Annotated in this window: 21 protein-coding genes; 9 read left to right on the top strand and 12 right to left on the bottom strand. The window is 38.2% G+C overall.

What is annotated here, in order from left to right; translation table 11 throughout:
* Window positions 1-487: 487 nt before the first annotated feature.
* Complete coding sequence (locus ACFPYN_RS15505) at window positions 488-1,027, bottom strand: GNAT family N-acetyltransferase (protein WP_377735402.1); 540 nt, start codon at window positions 1,025-1,027, stop codon at window positions 488-490.
* Between the two features lie 208 nt (window positions 1,028-1,235).
* On the opposite strand from ACFPYN_RS15505, the gene ACFPYN_RS15500 reads away from it, so the two are divergent.
* Window positions 1,236-1,901, top strand: coding sequence for a GGDEF domain-containing protein (locus ACFPYN_RS15500; RefSeq protein ID WP_377735401.1), 666 nt, complete (start codon window positions 1,236-1,238; stop codon window positions 1,899-1,901).
* Between the two features lie 62 nt (window positions 1,902-1,963).
* Here the strand turns inward: ACFPYN_RS15500 and ACFPYN_RS15495 are convergent, their stop codons facing one another.
* The 6 genes from ACFPYN_RS15495 to ACFPYN_RS15470 form a co-directional block, all read right to left on the bottom strand.
* The gene (locus tag ACFPYN_RS15495; RefSeq protein WP_377735400.1) at window positions 1,964-5,056 is read right to left on the bottom strand and encodes an AAA family ATPase; all 3,093 of its coding nucleotides are present in this window, start codon (window positions 5,054-5,056) and stop codon (window positions 1,964-1,966) included.
* Window positions 5,053-6,240: an exonuclease SbcCD subunit D gene (locus tag ACFPYN_RS15490; protein ID WP_377735398.1), complete on the bottom strand. Its 1,188-nt coding sequence runs from the start codon at window positions 6,238-6,240 to the stop codon at window positions 5,053-5,055. The genes ACFPYN_RS15495 and ACFPYN_RS15490 overlap by 4 nt, the downstream gene beginning before the upstream one ends.
* Before the next feature lie 193 nt (window positions 6,241-6,433).
* Window positions 6,434-7,555, bottom strand: coding sequence for a DUF2812 domain-containing protein (locus tag ACFPYN_RS15485; protein WP_377735397.1), 1,122 nt, complete (start codon window positions 7,553-7,555; stop codon window positions 6,434-6,436).
* The gene (locus ACFPYN_RS15480; RefSeq protein ID WP_377735396.1) at window positions 7,552-7,881 is read right to left on the bottom strand and encodes a PadR family transcriptional regulator; all 330 of its coding nucleotides are present in this window, start codon (window positions 7,879-7,881) and stop codon (window positions 7,552-7,554) included. The genes ACFPYN_RS15485 and ACFPYN_RS15480 overlap by 4 nt, the downstream gene beginning before the upstream one ends.
* A 271-nt stretch (window positions 7,882-8,152) precedes the next feature.
* Window positions 8,153-8,449, bottom strand: a complete 297-nt coding sequence (locus tag ACFPYN_RS15475; RefSeq protein ID WP_377735395.1) for a DUF3817 domain-containing protein — start codon at window positions 8,447-8,449, stop codon at window positions 8,153-8,155.
* Window positions 8,450-8,572: 123 nt separating this feature from the next.
* Window positions 8,573-9,439 (bottom strand): AraC family transcriptional regulator, encoded by an 867-nt coding sequence (locus ACFPYN_RS15470; RefSeq protein ID WP_377735394.1) that lies wholly within the window; start codon window positions 9,437-9,439, stop codon window positions 8,573-8,575.
* Window positions 9,440-10,187: 748 nt separating this feature from the next.
* Here ACFPYN_RS15470 and ACFPYN_RS15465 point away from each other — a divergent pair.
* Window positions 10,188-10,517 (top strand): CHY zinc finger protein, encoded by a 330-nt coding sequence (locus tag ACFPYN_RS15465; protein WP_377735393.1) that lies wholly within the window; start codon window positions 10,188-10,190, stop codon window positions 10,515-10,517.
* A 14-nt stretch (window positions 10,518-10,531) separates the two neighbouring features.
* On the opposite strand, the gene ACFPYN_RS15460 is transcribed toward ACFPYN_RS15465, so the two are convergent.
* Complete coding sequence (locus ACFPYN_RS15460; protein ID WP_377735392.1) at window positions 10,532-11,692, bottom strand: DUF2268 domain-containing putative Zn-dependent protease; 1,161 nt, start codon at window positions 11,690-11,692, stop codon at window positions 10,532-10,534.
* Between the two features lie 250 nt (window positions 11,693-11,942).
* Between ACFPYN_RS15460 and ACFPYN_RS15455 the strand changes: the two genes are divergently transcribed.
* The 3 genes from ACFPYN_RS15455 (at window position 11,943) to ACFPYN_RS15445 (ending at window position 12,584) form a co-directional block, all read left to right on the top strand.
* On the top strand, window positions 11,943-12,161 hold the full coding sequence (locus ACFPYN_RS15455) for a DUF1659 domain-containing protein (RefSeq protein WP_377735391.1): 219 nt from the start codon (window positions 11,943-11,945) through the stop codon (window positions 12,159-12,161).
* A gap of 21 nt (window positions 12,162-12,182) precedes the next feature.
* A complete protein-coding gene (locus tag ACFPYN_RS15450) occupies window positions 12,183-12,392 on the top strand; it encodes a DUF2922 domain-containing protein (RefSeq protein WP_377735390.1) in 210 nt (69 codons plus the stop codon).
* 63 nt (window positions 12,393-12,455) lie between these two features.
* On the top strand, window positions 12,456-12,584 hold the full coding sequence (locus tag ACFPYN_RS15445) for a YvrJ family protein (RefSeq protein WP_081697192.1): 129 nt from the start codon (window positions 12,456-12,458) through the stop codon (window positions 12,582-12,584).
* Window positions 12,585-12,630: 46 nt separating this feature from the next.
* Here the strand turns inward: ACFPYN_RS15445 and ACFPYN_RS15440 are convergent, their stop codons facing one another.
* Complete coding sequence (locus tag ACFPYN_RS15440; protein WP_377735389.1) at window positions 12,631-13,296, bottom strand: GNAT family N-acetyltransferase; 666 nt, start codon at window positions 13,294-13,296, stop codon at window positions 12,631-12,633.
* A gap of 224 nt (window positions 13,297-13,520) precedes the next feature.
* On the opposite strand from ACFPYN_RS15440, the gene ACFPYN_RS15435 reads away from it, so the two are divergent.
* The gene (locus ACFPYN_RS15435; protein ID WP_377735387.1) at window positions 13,521-14,255 is read left to right on the top strand and encodes a BsuPI-related putative proteinase inhibitor; all 735 of its coding nucleotides are present in this window, start codon (window positions 13,521-13,523) and stop codon (window positions 14,253-14,255) included.
* Window positions 14,256-14,351: 96 nt separating this feature from the next.
* On the opposite strand, the gene ACFPYN_RS15430 is transcribed toward ACFPYN_RS15435, so the two are convergent.
* The 3 genes from ACFPYN_RS15430 to ACFPYN_RS15420 form a co-directional block, all read right to left on the bottom strand.
* Entirely contained in the window at window positions 14,352-14,630 is a 279-nt protein-coding gene (locus tag ACFPYN_RS15430; RefSeq protein ID WP_377735864.1) for a YqhV family protein, read from the bottom strand.
* 475 nt (window positions 14,631-15,105) lie between these two features.
* Entirely contained in the window at window positions 15,106-15,774 is a 669-nt protein-coding gene (locus ACFPYN_RS15425; RefSeq protein ID WP_377735385.1) for a peroxiredoxin, read from the bottom strand.
* A gap of 122 nt (window positions 15,775-15,896) precedes the next feature.
* On the bottom strand, window positions 15,897-16,259 hold the full coding sequence (locus ACFPYN_RS15420) for a rhodanese-like domain-containing protein (RefSeq protein ID WP_377735384.1): 363 nt from the start codon (window positions 16,257-16,259) through the stop codon (window positions 15,897-15,899).
* Between the two features lie 364 nt (window positions 16,260-16,623).
* Here ACFPYN_RS15420 and ACFPYN_RS15415 point away from each other — a divergent pair, with 364 nt between their 5' ends.
* From ACFPYN_RS15415 to ACFPYN_RS15405, 3 genes are read left to right on the top strand one after another with little or no spacing between them, the layout of a single operon-like run.
* Window positions 16,624-17,406 carry a transporter substrate-binding domain-containing protein gene (locus ACFPYN_RS15415; protein ID WP_377735383.1) on the top strand — a complete coding sequence of 261 codons (783 nt, stop codon included), beginning with the start codon at window positions 16,624-16,626 and terminating at the stop codon, window positions 17,404-17,406.
* Window positions 17,407-17,466: 60 nt separating this feature from the next.
* Window positions 17,467-18,132 (top strand): amino acid ABC transporter permease, encoded by a 666-nt coding sequence (locus ACFPYN_RS15410; RefSeq protein ID WP_377735381.1) that lies wholly within the window; start codon window positions 17,467-17,469, stop codon window positions 18,130-18,132.
* Window positions 18,119-18,841, top strand: a complete 723-nt coding sequence (locus ACFPYN_RS15405; RefSeq protein ID WP_377735380.1) for an amino acid ABC transporter ATP-binding protein — start codon at window positions 18,119-18,121, stop codon at window positions 18,839-18,841. Before ACFPYN_RS15410 ends, ACFPYN_RS15405 begins: the two co-directional genes overlap by 14 nt.
* Window positions 18,842-18,857: the final 16 nt, after the last annotated feature.

The following is an 18,857-nucleotide window of genomic DNA, read 5'->3' as shown; positions in this document are numbered from 1 at the left end:
CTCATGGCTAAATCACTTTTTCCAATAATTACAATTAGCCACCATCAATAGTTAGTGATGGTGGCAGTCGTTAAGCTAGAATTTTGTATGATTACATCAATCATACAAAATGAAATTGCATGCAAAAAGTGGACGTCTAACAAGCCCCGAATATAAAATCTGTGGAGAAAAATGAGCCCTATATCTGCACTTACATTTGAACATGATGATAATGGTTGGAGTGGTAAGCGCCGACGAGTAACTGCAGGAACAGATCTTTTTTGCTCGTCGGGGAGTATGAGGACATGCCCGCAGAAAGCGTCCGTCTGTTTCTGTTTCTGCATCGCTTTGCTAGCTTCGAAACATGGAAGTGAGCTGCATCGCTTCGCTAGCTTCGAAACATGGAAGTGCGTTGAAACGGAAATCTGCCTCTACTCATATAAAAAGGGAACTGCCCTTAGTCATATATCGTAACTTTTAGGCTAGTTCCTTTTTCGTTTGACGTAACTTATTCGGCCAATAATCGAAATACTACCATTCGGTATACTCTGTTAGTAGAATCTCCAGCTTCATCAACTCTATTGACCTCAACAAACTCACATGTCTCCAATAGGTTGATCGATTTTTCATTGTTCTCTTCTGTGTAGGCTTCTAGCACTTTTAGCTTCATCACTTCAAAGCCATATTCGATAACACTTACTAATGATTCTTTCATTAGGCCCTGGCCTTGATAATCGGGAATTATCCCATAGCCTAATTCTCCGCTTTCCTCTTCCTCATTAAGATTCCAAATACAAATAGTGCCAATTACTTTATTTGATTGTATATGTTCAATTGCCCAAATAATCCATTTCTCTTCGTCGATTCCATGGTTCATTTTACTGATGTACGCTTTTGTTTCACCGGGATTTTTGTCTACTTTAGTATCTAAATATTCATACATACTGGGGTCTTTTCTCATTTCAAACATATCATTAGTATCATCAAGAGTAATTCTTCTTAATAGTAAATGCTCAGTTTCAATCGTCGGAAATGGTGTAAAATTCATCAGTTAGCCCCCTCTTGAAATTTATATGTATACACATTCTTGAGTCAAAAGTAACACTATAGTATGCTATTTATATCTATTATTATTTAACTACCATCTAACAGTGATAAGGAAGGCCAAGCCGTTAATTTTTAATAAACTTCTCTTCATATGTATCCTAGAAACTAAAGTACTTCAATCTTCAAACCATGAGAATAGGGGTGGTTTCATGCAATACAAAGGTAGATTTTATGCACTTGGAATTGTCATCTTGTTTAATATTCTTCGCTATTATTATCAGAAATATTTCGATTTCCCTAATCAATTTAATTACTTGATTTTAGCACCCCTCTTTTTACTCATCCCGTGGTGGGCTGGAAAACAATATGATCTCGCAAAATTCTATTCTGAAATTGATCCGTTAACCAATACGTATAATCGAAGAATAGTTAAAGAACATTTTCTAAGGCTAGAAAATAAAGTTAAGAAGGAAAATGGTCGAATTGGTATTGTGATGATTGATATTAATAACTTCAAAGGATATAACGATACATATGGACATGACAAAGGTGATCAATTATTAGTTGAATTTGCAGCACTTTTAAAGCAACATGCTTCAAAACATGATTTGGTAGCCCGTTGGGGTGGAGATGAATTTCTACTGATAGTTCCAAACATTACAGAAAATTTTAAAACTACCTATATAGCAGGTCTACATAACGAATTTAAAAAAGTTCAGTTTATTGAATCTACTACCATTAAAGCTTCTGTTGGCATTGCTGTTTACCCTAAAAATGGAGAAACACTTGAAACGTTAATCAATGCCGCAGACATTGAAATGTATAATTCTAAAAAAGCTATGAAAAATAATTCATTAGAAACTGTACTTACCTAGTAAATATCAGTAAGCCCTCCCCTAAAGGAGTTGGCTTACTGATATTTTTTTACAAAGGTAAATTATTTAATAACAAATCGAGTTTCGCTATAGCCTTCTTTTGACTTTGTCACTTCTAAAATAGCAGGAATGGCTGTTTTTAATTCTTGAACATGAGAAATGACACCAATCATACGACCTGATTTTTGTAGATCAATTAGTGTATCAATGGATTTATTCAACGACTCCTCGTCCAATGATCCAAAGCCTTCATCAATAAACATGGTATCTATGGATACATTGCCTTGGAAGCTTTGAATGACATCCGCCATACCTAGTGCCAGGCACAATGAAGCATTAAATTTCTCTCCACCAGAAAGTGTTTTGACATCGCGTGTTTGACCGGTATAAGCATCATAGACATCTAATCCTAATCCACTCTGTTTCCCTCTTGATTCTTGACGTTCACTTCGAATTAAATGGAACTGTCCATTCGATAAGTTCTTTAATCGTTCATTCGCCGATACAATAATTTGCTCGAGGTATTCAATCTGCAAGTATCGCTCAAATGATATCTTCAAGCTATTCTGTCCTCTAATCACATCATATAAGTTGGTTATTTGATTGAACTGTTGTTCTTTCACAATGGCTTTTTTACTAGAGTCCATTATGTTAGTAACTAGATTACTAGCAGCTTTTTTGTAATCATTTGATTGATTGACTTCCTGTAAAGCCTTTTCATATATAAGCTTTAAAGTGGCCAGTTCGTTGTGCAAATCGTTTAAATCCACTTTCGTTTTGTTTGCAAGTTTCACTGCCAAGTCAGCTACTTGTTCAATCAGTGTATGTCGAGCTTGTTTAAACTCCATAATTTGCTCTTTTAATGAATGTCTCTCTGAATCTCTTAACTTCGCTTGTTGGTACATTTCTTCAGACTCAAAAGCCGAGGACTTGAGTGCCGTTCTAAATGCGACATCCGCTTTATCTTGTTTAGCCTTTGTTTCTTGAAAAGCATGTTCCGTGTGCACTATGGTCAACATCGAAGAAGAATGTTGTTCCCTAGCTTCTTGAAGTTGCTGTTGTACCACTCTCCAAGCATTCTCTAGTTTTGCTTTACGTTCATTTGTCTCGCGAATTTGTTGCTCTAATTGCGATAAAACGCGTACTTCTGTCGGAATCGATTGTAACTTGTCTTCATAGATCGCTTTGTTTTTTTCATAAGTGGATTGCGCTTCTTGATGAGTTGTTGCTATCTCTACTTTTTTTGCATCTAGTTCTTGCACCATAAGTGTTTGCTCTTGGTGTTGTTGCTTTATTTTACGAAGTTGATCTTTACCTTTTCGCATTTGAGCGACTTCAACATCTAGATTAAGTCGAGATTGCTCCAATTTATTATAAGTTTCACCAACCTGCTCTATATCAACACCAAATCTAGCGACCTCTAAACTTTTACTCGAGAGTTGCCCCATCAAAGCGTTTTGTTTTGCTAATGCATTTCGATAGTCATTGTCCACTCGATCCAAAGTCGATTTAGCTTGTTCTAACTGTTCTTTTGAAGGAGCAACTGTCTGATCTTGCTCATTCTTATTTGGATGTTGCTTACTACCACATACGGGACAAGCTTCTCCATCATGTAAATGGGCTGCCAAGACGCGGGCTTGATTCGTAAACCACTCATTTTCAAGCGTCATATATTCTGTTTTCACCGCATTAAATTGCACTTGTTTCTCAAGTGTTTCAGCTTCTAGCGCTTGCATCGATTGATGAATTGCAAGAAACTCATTTAACACCCTGCATTGTTCATTTAACTCGCTTAATCGTTGCAATTTATCATCAAAAGGAATCAATTGAAGATCGAGCCTATCCATATCCTGCTTTAACAAATTAGCAGATACATTTTTAGCGATTACTTGTTGCTCGATGGCCTGAACGTTTGCAGTTAACTTGACCACTTCACGTTCTAATACTTTTAACTCCGACTCTCTCGAAGTCATATCCTTTACAATTGGCAAGAAATCATTCAAACGTACGAGCGACTCGCTTAGTTTTTCACGAATTTCCTGCTTGTTCTCTTCTTCATTATATTGAAGGTTGACTTGCTCCAACTTTATCTTCGCTTTAGCCTCTGAAGTAACTGCTCCATTCCAAAGCTGCTGCTTTTCAAGAACTTCTTTTTGAAGTTCTCTGTAGTGTCGTTCGATTCCTTCGATTACACTTGCACGCTCTGCTTTTTCAAGTTGCTTCTCTTTGCCTTCAAATAAAGGCAACTGCTCCGTCAAAGTAGCCAGTTTCAGTTCCTTTGCTTCCCATTCATCAAATTGTTCATTTAAGCTCTTGGATTGATGAAATTCAGCCGACTTGCTTGTGTGTTTCTGGTAAGCCTCTTCGTATTTAGAGTGATCTTGGCGAATTTTCTCTTCATAGTAGGAAGCTTCTTCTTCCAACCCCGAAATGACTTGGTGAATATTGTAATGATCTTGAGTAAGCACCTCAAATATGGTGGATTCCCTTTGTGGAAACGATGCACCGATATTCTGAATGTAACTATTAGTCGTACGCTGCTCAATTTTCAGTTCTTCTTCAGAAAGTGTTCTCTTTTTCTTAAGACGCTCACTAATCATTTTATATGGCTCTGTTTTAAAAATTTTCCGCAATATATCTTCTTTGTTTTCTGTCTCAGACGTTAGCAGTTTTCGAAATTCACCTTGTGGAAGCATGACAATTTGGATGAACTGATTTTGTGTTAATCCAATAATTTCTTCCACTTTCACATTAATTTCCGAGACAATTTGTCGTTCAACACACGGAACTTCACGGTCTATTAGCTTTTCATAAAACTCATATTTTTCGCCGGTTGATCCTTTATTCCCTTTTTTCACATGCCCCATTTGACGAAGGATTCGATACGTCCTATTATGAATTTCGAATTCTAGTTCTACAGCTGTATGGACATTGTCTTCTGCAAAGTCACTGCGCATGATTCGTGATTCACTACGATCTGAACCACTTGCTGATCCATATAAGGCAAAACAAATCCCGTCAAAAATGGTTGTTTTTCCAGCTCCAGTGCTACCTGATATAACAAATAACTGGTTTCCCTGTAGCTCGTTAAAATCAATTACTTCTGTATATTTATAAGGGCCAAAAGCGGTCATCTTTAAGGTGATGGGTCTCATATTTTCAGCCCTTCTTTCTTATAAGGGCTTGTGATTTCCTGTTGCTCAAGTAAAAACTCTTGAAGTACTTCTTTAAAAATGCCCTCTGTTTCCTCAGATGCCTGTACCCCTTTTACTTCTTCGTAGAAGGCGTTAAATAACGCTAAGTCGTCCATTTTACGGCGTGATCCAACCGTGCTTTCTTCATTGTCCTTCTTAGCAGACACTAGTTTACGTTCTACATGCATCGCATTTGGATAAACAGAACGTATCTTTTCCATTGGAAATAAAATCGGCGTTTCATCTAGCAGTTTCACAAACACAAAATCGTGATTCATCTCTTGAAGTAAAATGTCTTCCATTTTCCCTTCAATCGTTCGAATATCTCGATTAGATGTCAGTAAACGTTTTTCTACAGTGACGTTTCCTAGCTCGTCCATTTTAACGATATGGAATCCTTTTTGATGATGTTCTTCTGAAATTGAGTATTTTAAGGGAGAGCCCGAATAGCGAACGGTCTCATTCAAAACATAATGTGCTTGATGCAAATGCCCAAGTGCCGTGTAGTGAAAGTTTTTAAAATGTGAAGCACTTACATACTCAGCTCCACCAATTGCGAGCGGCCGTTCCGAATCACTCGTATTCTCCTCTTCTTCTCCGTGAGGTGTCACAAAAGCATGTCCTACCAACACATGTCTTTTCGATGAATCCATAGAAGACTCAATGTGTGCAACTATGTTCTTCATTGCATCATCATGCGTACGAATTTCTTCATCTTCTAATTCATGACGAACTTGAGACGGATCAGCGTAAGGCACTAAATGGAAATGAACTTCCCCAAACTCATCTTGAATCACAACTGGTTCCATATCCTTTTTCAGTTGACCCGTAATATAAAGACCATTCGATTTCATTATGCGGCTACCAAAATTCAAACGACCAGGGCTATCATGATTACCAGAAACTGCGATGACTGGTGTTTTTAATTTCAAGACGATTGTTTCAAGTACCTCATCCAACAAATTTACTGCGTCAGTCGGTGGCACCGCTCGGTCATATAAATCCCCTGCAATAATAACTGCATCTGGTTTTTCCTCAGCAATCGCCTTAGTAAATTGTTGCAACACAAATCGCTGTTCGTCTGTCATCGAAACACCCTGAACAAGCTTTCCTAAATGCCAATCGGCAGTGTGAAATAATTTCATAATAAGCTCCTCTCGTATTCATCCGGTCTTGTATTTCAATAGATATCTTACTTATATTTTACTATTATATGAAGCTAAATGAAATTTCCAAAATAAGTATAAGTATACATGATAACTCCCTTGGAAGAAGGAATATGGTCATGTGAAAAAGCCATTCCTATTTTTAAACAAAAATAGGAATGGCTTTATTGTATTAATTCGTTGCTCTCATTCGCAAGGCATATTTTATGGTTTTGATCAGGATCATTAATGGAGACAGTAGCGAGATAACCAGTGCCCACTCGATAAATGTATTGAACATATTCCAACCGCCTTCTTGTTCGAACGAACTACTCATCCAAAGATAGAAGACTACAATTGCAAACGTATATAAAATAACTCCCGTACTAGCTAATAAAACTTTTCGAACTTGCGCATTCTGCTCTGCAACGTCATATGTAAATCTTGGGATTTCTTCTCCCTCCGCATACTCTTGAGACCATAAAGAGTGCTTGGTCAACGAATACGGTGAAGTGAATTTCAGTTGCCATCCTGCGCTTTTATGAATATCAGCATAAGACGGTGTTGTTTTGATTTGATAATCGCAAACAAAGGAAACATGACTTGGTGTTCCTTTTTCAAATATGAAATTGGTACCAGATTTCCCGACTCGGATCAAATGGCTTCCTTCAGCAGCCATTTCAGACAACCATTTTTCCAATAAATCCGGCGCATACATCCAGCCAACTTTCCACTTCGTAAATGTCTTACCTAAAGTTTTATTCTCATTTACAGCTGAATTGAAGTATTTCCGTTCAAACGCCTTTAACTTAATTGTAATGAAAATAGTAAGTACTAGGATGGATATTACCGACATGAAATATACGGTCGCAATCCACCAGTAAGGACTTGGTTCAACAGAATTAATATCTGTTAGTAATGCCCAGATTAAAAGAAACATCGAAAGGAATGGCATTACACAAAACATTGCTAACCCAGCCAGAATATAGAAGTGAACCCGATTCCTTTTCAGAAGTCCTTCACGTGAAGGATATATGGAGATTCCTTTACTGTCGTTCTTCAAGAATCTCCAATTGCCTGTAGAGAATACATCTTGCCAGTTTGATTCCTTTATAACTTTAGATAAGGGAGTTCTGGATTTATCAAAAACAACTTGAAATTGAACTTCCTCAGCTGGACCTTGTTCAAATGTAAATATTCGAGTAAAGCGATTGACGTTAATTAACCGATTCCCTTGCAATGAGAGTTTCGAAAGCCAAGGCTCTGTCTTCTCGGTATCGTAACTCCATAACGGTCTCCACTTCTTGGTCGTCATTTGAATTCCCCCTCATACAATAAGGCACTTGCATGCAATTCTTTTAATCTGTTTACTTCATGGCGCATTAACTCTTTTCCTACATCTGTAATCTCATAAATTGTTTTTCTCTTTTCATCTGCATAGACCGTTATGATTTCATCACGCTGCATTTTCGTTAATGTACCGTAAATTGTTCCCGATCCAAGTACTAGCCGTCCCATCGTTAATTCTTCTACATGTTTAATAATGCCGTAACCATGGCGGGGTATGGTTAATGACAAGAGAATATAAAATGCCGTCTCCGTCATTGGAATATATAATTTTAATATTTTTTCGATTTTCATCTGTATCACCGCTTAATTATTTACTATGTCACACCATGACTATATCACGACGTGACATATATGGTCAATTAGTATTCGGAATAATCAACAAACTATTGAAGGCACAAAAAAACCTCGGTATTCAACATTGAGAGGAGGTTAATATATATACATTTCAAGTATCAAGTTTGAATATCAATTACCGTAGGCATGAAAACTTCAATAATGATCTGCTTTGTGTCCTGCTGTTAAATGCAAAAAAACACCTATAGGAATTCAATTCCTAAGGTGTTTACACTGTTTCTAACTTATCAAGTTTTCGATCAAAAATGATATTACCAAATGGAATAAAAGCAACAATAACAGCTATCACGCTATAGACAAACGGCCATTTTACGATAAAAGTCATATATGCAATCATTAGGCAGTAACTGACAAATAGGAACCCATGAATCGAACCAACAACACTGACTGCTTCTGGCATTCCAAAGAAATATTTTAAAGGCATCGCCAGGAATAACAAGATTAATAGCGAGCTTCCTTCCAATAATCCCATAAATCGAAACCGCTTAAGTGGTTTTTCAGACATTATAACCCCTCCTGCTTTCTACACTTTTCATTATAGAGAGCCTACAGGTATGAGTACAGTCAAACAGTCGAGTTTAGTAGCTATTATTCACATTGCCTTCAATGATTTGTCACAGTTTGCCTTCTACTTATTTATGACAGGTATCCAAATCTCTGAATAATAATCGGACTTTCCAGCATCATCATTCGAATATACTTCCATTTCAGCCGACCCGCTAGGGCGATAAGAACTCGATGGGAACCATTCGCTATAGATTTTCTCCCACATCGATTGAATCGCATGCGGCATCGGTCCCACTACTTCAAATACAGCATAAGTCGCTGCGGGAATCTCCAAACGTTCATAACGTTCAGGTATCTCGTTTCCTTCATAAGCCGCAGCAATCCAATACTCCATGGTGCTTGTTGCTGTATCTATCATGCGACAGACCCCTAGCATCCCTTTCACTACGCCATTATTCAACGAGGTTAATTGATCATTCACTCCGTTTTGATGAACCTCTTGCCACATCTTTGGAATCTCGCGTGTATTTTCTCCGTTCTCACATGAGAACTCTCTTTTCACACCAATAATCGGAAAAGCCTCTTTTTCTTCAATTCGCACCTTCATCGGTAATGCCCCTTTCAATTGTACAGAGATGACTAAACGATTGTAGGAAGTGAACCCTTTGTTCGAAGATCGTGCTTCAGAAGGGGACATCCCATGCTGTCGCTTGAAAGCCTTCGCAAAAGATTCCGGTGTCTCATAGCCGTATTTAAATGCTATATCGATTACTCGGACATCTGTCAAAGCGAGTTCCTGCGCAGCCAGTGTCAACCGACGGCGACGCACGTACTCCATCACACTCATATCCGTCAGAACCATGAAAATCCGTTGAAAATGAAATACGGATACATTGGCTTCTGCTGCTGCATCCTCCATTTTAAACGCGGATTCCAAATGATTCTCCAAAAAATCAATCGACCGTTGTAATGAATCCATCCAACTCATTTCTTCACCTCGTAAACCTACTTTACTTCTAATTCGACACTGAATCCTGTCTTTTCCTGCTCGTTGCGGACAGGTGCACAGATTTCTTCAGTATGAGCGAATGCTCAGTCTGACTTTTTAGCGTTCACGTCTGACTTTTCGGCATCGACGTCTGAAAAATAGCGGTTCACGTCTGACTTTTCGCCTTGGACGTCTGAAAACCCTATTAAAGTTCCTCCTATGCTAACAGAAACGGCTGCCAGTCTCTCCGGCAGCCCTATTATAAAGTTTCTAAATCACTTTCATTCAATACTTGCCCCACTCGCTATGCTCTGTGGGTGTTTCTGTCAGTGAATCGAATCTCAGTCTGACTTTTTAGCGTTCACGTCTGACTTTTGGGCATCGACGTCTGAAAAATAGCGGTTCACGTCTGACTTTTCGCCTTTGACGTCTGAAAATCATATTAAAGTTCCTCCTATGCTAACAGAAACGGCTACCAACTCTTTGGCAGCCCTATTATAAAGTTTCTAAATCACTTTCATTCAATACTTGCCCCACTCGCTATGCTCTGTGGGCGTTTCTGTCAGTGAATCGAATCTTAGTCTGACTTTTTAGCGTTCACGTCTGACTTTTGGGCATCGACGTCTGAAAAATAGCGGTTCACGTCTGACTTTTCGCCTTTGACTTCTGAAAACCCTTTTTAGGTGGTGTGACACTTTGTTCAAATTATGGTTAAATGACATCAACAGCTTTGTAAAGGAGATTACCCATGCTCATTCACGGACACCTAGTTAAAGGAAACGATATCGACCAAGAAACTCGTTGCTTACACTATCATAGTGAAATCGATCGTATCGCCATCAAGTTTTATTGTTGCGATACATATTATCCTTGTTTCTCTTGTCATGAAGAATCAGGTTGCAACTCTGCACAAGTTTGGCCAAAGGATCAATTCCATCAAAAGGCAGTTTTGTGTGGTTCTTGCGGACATGAATTGACCATTGATGAATATCTGTCTTGCAAATCCGTTTGTTCTCGTTGCCATAAGGCATTCAATCCAGGTTGCAACCTTCATAAACATCTATATTTTGATGTGTAATGTCACATTCAAATTTAATTATTTTGAAGGAGTGCTTCTTGTTCCTTTAAAAACTGTTCGAATGCTTCTACATTCCATTCATTTCTCCTTGCCGACTCTACAGCTTCTTTGGCATAGGCCAGTGATTTTTCTTTATCGACGTGGAAGGCAACTTCTGATAAATGTTTATACATTGTGGGATCGAAATGATATAAGAGTTGTCTTTCTAATATTTCCAAGGCTTCTGAATATCTTTCTTGATTCACATACATATTCCCTAAATACGTATATAAAAGGGAAGCTTCGTTAAAATATTCACCTCTCTCTTCCATATATAAAAGCATTTGTTTTTCCGCTTCTGCTTCATCTACCAGCATCAGATTCTCAAACCCACTAATATCCTCCATATTAGTCTCGAATATTTCATGGTATGTATCTAAATCTAGTGAAGTTAATTTGGTAAATGCAGATGTGAAACCTTTTTCTTTTTTCGTCTCTGATACGAGATCTGTGATGATATTTTCATCATGTTTATAAATTAAGTATTCTATTGCATATAACATTTGGAGATAATTATCCTCCGTGTAGCCTTTGTGACCATCTTCAGTTTCCATTACTTCCAACTCCATCAATGGTTGTACTTCAGCTATTTGCTCAATGTGCTCAGGAAATACTCGTTGTGCAAAAGACATCGCTACCCCCTCATGAACCCAATTAGGAATATCATCTACGTCTACCTTGAGATCCTCTATGTATTTCACGAAATAAAAATGGGCCATTTCGTGACTAAAAAGATTCTCCAATTGTGAATTCGTATAATTTTTATTAAGGTGTATCATTTCAGACATCTTTAAATAGAGACTCCCCTCATCAGATGAAGTGTCTACTTCCTTTATTTCATTAGACAAGTAAATATCTAAATCCGCTTTAGCCAATTCCAATTCAGCTTGATTAAACCAACGTTCTTGCTGGGCTGCTATCTCAGGCCACGAGTCTTCCAATCTTTTCACAAGTGCTTCATCACCCTTTTGATAATGCACTGTGAAGAAACCCATGTTTTTTTCTTGATCGGTATCAAAATAAATACTTAACAATGTATCTTTATTCTGTTTAACCAATACCCATCCACTTACTAAGCAGATGGCTAGTACACTTAATGTAATCCCCGAAATCCAAAAAATTTTCTTCTTGATCATATTCGCCTCCTTTAAAGGCCCTACTCTTGCTTTATCACTTTAGTTCTTCATAGATTCTGATATTGAAACTGTTAAATCGCAGCTGAGGAATTACCTTTAAATCCATAAATATACAAATGCGATTTTAATAATCTTATCTCAATGCCATGGATTATTCCTCACTATTTTCAAAACTCTGTAATATGTTCCCTAAGAGTGTCCACTTTCCCACACCCCCTTTCTATATAAGCATTGAAAGGAGGTGGTAAACATGGCAATCATCGACTTTAAACAAGCTGTGGTTCGTTTGACGTTTGAGGCAGGTTATACACTTGATGGCAAGGTGATCAAGAAATCCTCAACGTACCGAAATGTGAAACAAAGCGCAACTAGTGATCAGTTGGGCGATGTAGTAAGTATTTTGTCTGGATTCTCTTCACGACCAATACTTGCTGCTGAAAAGATTGAAACAGGCGACATCCAAAACTAATTAGAAAGGGGGAAATGACCAATGGCAAAAGTATTAGAAATGCTGTTTGATACAGCAGAAGGCAAGAAGTACACGATTTCTGTGGACGAGCCTCGTGCAGACTTGACTGGTGCTGAAGTAGACAGCGGTATGCAGGCATTACTCGCAAGCAACGCTTTCTTCGTAGACGGTGCGAATCTTGTCTCCGCTTACCAAGCTCGTGTTGTTGAACGTACCGTAACTGAATTATAAAAAGAAAAATGGCTGCCACAAGTTACATTGTGTGCAGCCATTTTTGGAAAGGAGGGACCACTTATGAACGAGTGGCTGACAGTAATCCAAGAAGTAGGGTTTCCGATTTTCGTGTCATTCTATTTAATGCACCGCGTCGAAACGAAACTTCAAATGATTCATGAAGCCTTGATTTCGTTGAAGACCACATAGCCAAAAGGACCTTTCCTCAGCGGGAAGGTCCTTTTTGTTACTGTACTCACTCTTTAAAAGGATTTTTCCATTCCATTAACAACCCGTAATTCAAAGACTCTTCATCATCCAAATAATCGGCTACAATCGCAACTGGTGTCCGACCGCAACGGAGTAAAAATGAAATGACCGGATCTCGCAACTCTCCTGCTACGACTGCCTCCACATAACTTTCTGGCGAATGCACGTCTGCATGTCGATGATATCCAGACATTCGCCCACCTCCTAGCACACGATCCAATTTATCCTCAATAACTCGCTCATACATCGACTGAATCAAAAGCTTCCCGAGATCCAACTTTCTAAATGCAGGCTTTACACTAACATCTACAATATACAAAGTCTTACCATCCCGCAGATGCGTGCGAATATATCCTGAATCTGTCACTTCTTCCCATGTATGCTGCGGGTTTTCTGGATCAAAATCGACCAGTAAACTTGTGATCGACCCCACAAGTTTGCCATCTATTTCCACACAAATCGCCCCTTGCGGAAATAGCTCTACATGACTCATCAGCTGTTCCCGATTCCACCACAATTCGGAAGGAAAAGGTGGCGGGAAACTTTCCCTTTGTATCTCAATCAAGCCTTCAAAATCATTCACATTATAATTACGCAAAGTTGCTAAAATCAGCTTCCCTTCCTGAACAACATACTGCGATTTTCGATACATCGACATTTCACCTCTATTCGATATTTGTTACACCATATACCTACTATAGAATAGCGACGGACCAAACTTCAACAGACATACTTTCAAAAAGTACTCACTTGGTTTACATGAGATACGACTGAAGATGCAATTCCAGCAACACTCTCTATAATTTATTAAATCATAAAGTGTAACTCTTCAACACATTGAACAGTCTAATTTGGTAAATGAAGGGTGGTCTACAGATGAAAAAGATGATGAAAGTACTATCGACAACAGTTATCGCCATCGCTTTAGCAGGTTGCGGAACAGCGGCAGACACAAATGAAAAAGAAGATACCAACACAGGCTCTGGCAATGAAAACAGTGGAATTGTAGCTGGCTCTATCGTTCCAAGTCTTACGGAAGAAGTAACAGATGGAAATCACCAATATGTATTTCAACTTAAAAATGACAAAGCAGAAAATGTCACCTTGACGATGAATAGCTCCATGTTTTTTGATTATCACTTAATTGACTCAACAGGAACGGGCGTTTACAAGGATTCAGACAACAAAATGTATACACAAATGTTGCAGGAAAAAACACTTAAACCAGGTGAAGTCTTAGAAATGAAATTTGACGCCACAGAAGGACTAGCTAAATTGCCAGCAGGAACTTATACGCTTGAGGCGTGGTCAACTGCCAATGAAGCAGAGGATTGGAAGGCATCAACGGAAGTGACATGGGACGGAGCAGCAAAGAGTGATTCAGCCACAACAAACGGTAAATTAAAAGTAGAGGAAACTACTGTTACCTATGTAGGACGACAAGATCTAAACTCGATTGAAGTCACAAATGAACAAAATGAACCTGAAGCCATGAGATTAGCTGATGTAGCAAAACCTTTCTTTGATGAATTAGTAGAAGGAACAAAAATCACTGTTTCTTACGTCATCATCGACGGACAAAAAGTCATCCAATTTGCGACAAGCGAATAACATCAGGGCTGTATATTACATGTATAAAAATAAGGACCATTCAGGTTTTTCAACTGAAGTGGCCCTTATTTTATATATAGGAAAGTTTCCCATGACTCAATTCACTCTCATACTAATGAGAATGAGCACGATACCACTAAAGAGACAAATCATTCTTGTTAATGAGATTTTTTCAGCAAGACCTATCATTCCGATTCCAGTTGTTGCAATTAATATAAAAGGACCCACTAAGGCCAATAGGGTGTTAATATAAAAAGCTTTTTCTAAATCGTTAAACTTCAGCATCAACATTGCTGCTGTAACCTCAATACTCCCCCCAATAAGCCTAAATACAATCATAAATAGAAGTGCCTTTTCTATATTAAAGACGACGATCACCCTCTACAATTATTCGGAAATTCTATGTAACTCAAACGTTATTACCTTCTTTCCAAAACCTCCTTTAGCTTGTCTCTTTGTAAAGTATATGTATGCTTATCTTGTTATATCAGTAGTTCATCCCACGCTAAATAGCGGTCTGTATTTTTGGAGAAGAAAAAATGTCCGTCTCCAGGCGAATGGACGAAAACAACACTTAAATGAACAGAAACTCTTTTAAATGGTCAGAATGTAAAATGAATGGACAGAAAGACCGACTGAATGGACGAAAACATCAAATGAATGGACAGAAACTGTTTTATCAAATCAATCTATGCTTTGATACTAGTTTTATTCGGCTTCAAGCTTGATTTATTCCGCTTCATTTGCTGTTTATTCCGCTTCACCCATTTACCTCCTAAATGAACGCAGTAAAAAGCAGCATTGTGAGTAGAATTTTCTTCTACTAGTATGCTGCTTTTTGCGTGATGAGCTATTTCTCCAATGATTTATAACAAAACCACCAGTCTAAGCATTGCACATCGCCTTGTTCCGCTTCTTCCATACGTTTTTGTGCTGCCATGACATCTCTTGGTGGTGGAATGATGACTTGATCACCTAAATATTCATTATTCGGCCAGTTTACTGGCGTTGCTACACTGTTTTTCACACTAACTTGGAGGGCACTCAAAACCCTCAGGATTTCATCGATATTTCTACCAACAGATGGAGGATAATTTAGCGTTAATGCAATAACGCCGTTCGGATTTAATATGAATACTGTCCTGACTGTTGAAGATCCCAGTTCAGGTGAAACCATGCCTAATTGTAGGGCAACTTTTCCAAGTTGATCAGCAATAATGGGAAATGTGATTGATACATTGAAATGATCCCTAATCCATTCTATCCATTTCATATGAGCAAAGACATCATCGAGTGATAACCCAATCAACTCTGTGTTCAGCCCTTTAAATTCTTCTATTTTATTTTGAAACGCAATAAACTCGGTTGTGCAAACCGGTGTGAAATCGCCTGGATGTGAAAATAACACAACCCATTTCCCGGCGTAATCATCTGGTAACTTCTTTTTCCCTAATGTAGTATCAACCTCTACACTGGGAAACCGTTCGCCTAAAAGAGGTGGACAACCTGATTGTTTCAACCTTCTCTTTCCTCCCTATACATGAATTGCACTCCTTCTCATGTATATGCTCATGGTTACGGTTCCGTGCTGTTCACATTTTCTAAAAAGGAAAAGGGTTAAACTGTAAATCGGAAAATGCTTTATTCAATTTCTCCTGTCCATGAAGACATACCTTGAGATACATTGACTATAGTGTGTTTTTCTTCAAATAAAATGTCACTAGCTTGTTTCGAACGGTTTCCACTCTGACAAATGACAATGTATTTCTCGTCGGTATTCAATCCTTCGAAGTTTCCTTGTTGTAAATCAGACAAGGGCTTGTTAGCTGCTCCTGGAATATGTCCCGCTTCAAATTCAGAAGGCTCACGTACATCAAGAACCTTATATCCTTCATCCATTTTCGTTTGTACATCATCTATATCTATTGTTTCGTAACTTTCTTCTGATCCGCATGCAGTCAGTACCAACATGGCGATCACTAGCAATCCCAATAACTTTTTCATATACTCTGCCAACTCCTGTAGTTTACTATTTTTGTTTTAAGTCTCAACACTAATCAAATCGCGGAATATTTCCCTTCCAACATTATACCCCCACGGGTTTAAAAATAATATAAAATTGCTTAGATCTTATAAGTATACATAAATAATCGCATAAACATGCAATTCCTCTTGCTAAACAAAAAGTAATGTAAATAGTAATCCCCCTCCTTCACCTCTATAAACTACTTTATATGTACAAAAACACAAAACAATTCAGAAAAATAAAACTTTTATATTTTTGTATAAAAATGCTTCACAGCTTATAAATATCATGATACACTCATTTTAACGCATAAACATACACATATAGGAGGAATTATACATTATGAAAAAATGGAATTTAATTGGTTCACTTGCTTTAGGAACAATGTTACTTGCTGCATGTGGAGATGATTCAGCGAAAAACACAGATAAAGAAACAGCAGACACTGAGGATAAAAAAGTGTTAGAAATGGCAACTTCAGCAGATTTTCCTCCATTTGAATCAAGGGACACGGCTGGCGAATTTGAAGGCTTTGATATTGACTTAGCTAACTACATTGCCGATGAGTTAGGATATGAACTTAAAATTCAAGACATGAAGTTTGATGGGTTGATTGGCGCATTGCAAAATGATCGTGTTGATATGGTTCTTTCCGGAATGTCCGCTACCGATAAACGTAAAGAAAACGTCGACTTCTCAACTGAATATAACCACTCTGGGGAAATGTTCATTACATTAAAAGATTCAAAACTTCAAACTATTGAAGACTTAGAAGGCACAACGCTTGGGGTTCAGCTTGGTACAATTCAAGAAGACGGTGCGAAAAAAATCAAAGCAGATACAGTTGATTTTGAAATTAAAGCTGTTGATAACGCGAACGTTTTAATCCAAGAGTTATTGTCTAACCGCATTGATGCTGCCTATATGGATAAAGCTGTAGCACAAGGATATATGGCTGAACAAGATCTTGCCGGGTTTGATGATCCGACTTCTAGCTCACCAGGAATGGGGATCGCTTTCCCTAAAGGCAGTGATTTGGTAGAAGAAGTAAATGCTGTCCTGAAAAAAGCAGAAGAAAGTGGAAAACTTCAAGAACTAAAAGACAAGTGGTTATCGGAAGAATAGGAAGTCACACGTTTTTCGAATGAATGACTGTGAATATAAAAATGAAATGAGGTGTAAGGTTTGAATTTAGACTTTGGTCAAATCACGCCTTATATTCCTTTTATGTTAGAAGGAATTTGGGTTACGTTAAAATTTGTTGGAGTTGCATTAATCGTTGGATTTATTTTAGGAACTGTTTTGGCCCTGTTTAAAATCGGTAATATAAAGATATTAAATTGGTTTGCTATTGCTTATACTTCCATTTTTCGCGGAACGCCATTAATTCTTCAGTTAATGACATTCTACTTTGCCATCCCTCAGCTGACCGGCTATGATATTTCACCATTCTTATCAGCGGTTCTCGCTTTTGGTTTGAATTCAGCAGCATACATTTCTGAAATTATTCGCGCTGGAATTCAAGCTGTGGATAAAGGACAAACGGAAGCTGCCATGGCATTAGGTGTTCCTTATAGACAAATGATGAAAGACATCATTTTACCGCAAGCTTTGAAAAATATTCTCCCAGCACTTATGAATGAAGTCATTACACTAACAAAAGAATCGGCACTTGTTTCTACCATCTCCGTGTTAGATTTAATGCGTCGTGCACAAGTGGTCGGTGCGGATATTTATCGGAATTTCGAACCATTGCTTTTCGTCGGTTTGATTTACTGGGTAATGGTTTTCGGTCTTTCAACGATTGGAAAAGTGCTTGAAAGGAGGTTGAAGGTTAGTGATCAAAGTTGAACATCTCACCAAGAAATTCGGCAAAAACGAAGTGTTATGTAATATTTCTACAGTAATTGCAAAGGGAGAAGTCGTTTCTATCATTGGTCCTTCAGGCTCAGGAAAATCTACATTTCTTCGCTGCATAAATATGTTGGAAACTCCGACGTCTGGAAAGATTGTGATTGATAATCAGGACTTAACCGATTCAAAAACACCTGTAAACAAAATGCGTCAACGCATTGGCATGGTGTTTCAGCATTTTCACTTGTTCCCTCATTTAACGGTTATTGAAAACCTAACATATGCACCCATGAAAGCTAAAGGCGTCAATAAACAAGTTGCCGTGGAAAAAGCTCGCGAATTGCTAAAAAGAGTAGGTTTATCGGAGAAAGAAACGGCCTTTCCAAATAGCCTTTCTGGAGGCCAAAAGCAACGTGTCGCGATTGCTCGTGCTCTTGCGATGGAACCAGAGCTTATGCTTTTTGATGAACCAACGTCTGCCTTAGATCCCGAAATGGTAAAAGAAGTATTGGACGTTATGAAAGACCTTGCAAAGTCAGGGATGACAATGGTCGTGGTAACACACGAAATGGGCTTTGCACGTGAAGTTGCAGACCGCATCCTATTTCTCGATCATGGCGTTTTACTAGAAGAAGGCAAACCAGCTGAATTCTTTAGTAACCCTAAAACGGCTCGAGCAAAAGACTTTCTGGATAAAATATTATAATTCGAAAACAAACCCA

This window comes from Paenisporosarcina macmurdoensis, assembly GCF_042658845.1.
In the GTDB taxonomy this organism is placed as follows: Bacteria; Bacillota; Bacilli; order Bacillales_A; family Planococcaceae; genus Paenisporosarcina; species Paenisporosarcina macmurdoensis.
The sequence above is the reverse complement of the archived record's forward strand: the minus strand, read 5'-3'. Positions and strand labels throughout refer to the sequence as shown.

Excerpts from the sequence above, each read along its gene's own strand:
- ACFPYN_RS15485 (WP_377735397.1), bottom strand. The coding sequence starts at position 7,555 with ATGACGACCAAGAAGTGGAGACCGTTATGGAGTTACGATACCGAGAAG.
- ACFPYN_RS15475 (WP_377735395.1), bottom strand. The coding sequence starts at position 8,449 with ATGTCTGAAAAACCACTTAAGCGGTTTCGATTTATGGGATTATTGGAA.
- ACFPYN_RS15435 (WP_377735387.1), top strand. The coding sequence starts at position 13,521 with ATGAAAAAGATGATGAAAGTACTATCGACAACAGTTATCGCCATCGCT.
- ACFPYN_RS15415 (WP_377735383.1), top strand. The coding sequence starts at position 16,624 with ATGAAAAAATGGAATTTAATTGGTTCACTTGCTTTAGGAACAATGTTA.
- ACFPYN_RS15450 (WP_377735390.1), top strand. The coding sequence starts at position 12,183 with ATGGCAAAAGTATTAGAAATGCTGTTTGATACAGCAGAAGGCAAGAAG.
- ACFPYN_RS15495 (WP_377735400.1), bottom strand. The coding sequence starts at position 5,056 with ATGAGACCCATCACCTTAAAGATGACCGCTTTTGGCCCTTATAAATAT.
- ACFPYN_RS15505 (WP_377735402.1), bottom strand. The coding sequence starts at position 1,027 with ATGAATTTTACACCATTTCCGACGATTGAAACTGAGCATTTACTATTA.
- ACFPYN_RS15480 (WP_377735396.1), bottom strand. The coding sequence starts at position 7,881 with ATGAAAATCGAAAAAATATTAAAATTATATATTCCAATGACGGAGACG.
- ACFPYN_RS15445 (WP_081697192.1), top strand. The coding sequence starts at position 12,456 with ATGAACGAGTGGCTGACAGTAATCCAAGAAGTAGGGTTTCCGATTTTC.
- ACFPYN_RS15455 (WP_377735391.1), top strand. The coding sequence starts at position 11,943 with ATGGCAATCATCGACTTTAAACAAGCTGTGGTTCGTTTGACGTTTGAG.
- ACFPYN_RS15500 (WP_377735401.1), top strand. The coding sequence starts at position 1,236 with ATGCAATACAAAGGTAGATTTTATGCACTTGGAATTGTCATCTTGTTT.
- ACFPYN_RS15420 (WP_377735384.1), bottom strand. The coding sequence starts at position 16,259 with ATGAAAAAGTTATTGGGATTGCTAGTGATCGCCATGTTGGTACTGACT.
- ACFPYN_RS15470 (WP_377735394.1), bottom strand. The coding sequence starts at position 9,439 with ATGAGTTGGATGGATTCATTACAACGGTCGATTGATTTTTTGGAGAAT.
- ACFPYN_RS15460 (WP_377735392.1), bottom strand. The coding sequence starts at position 11,692 with ATGATCAAGAAGAAAATTTTTTGGATTTCGGGGATTACATTAAGTGTA.
- ACFPYN_RS15440 (WP_377735389.1), bottom strand. The coding sequence starts at position 13,296 with ATGTATCGAAAATCGCAGTATGTTGTTCAGGAAGGGAAGCTGATTTTA.
- ACFPYN_RS15490 (WP_377735398.1), bottom strand. The coding sequence starts at position 6,240 with ATGAAATTATTTCACACTGCCGATTGGCATTTAGGAAAGCTTGTTCAG.
- ACFPYN_RS15465 (WP_377735393.1), top strand. The coding sequence starts at position 10,188 with ATGCTCATTCACGGACACCTAGTTAAAGGAAACGATATCGACCAAGAA.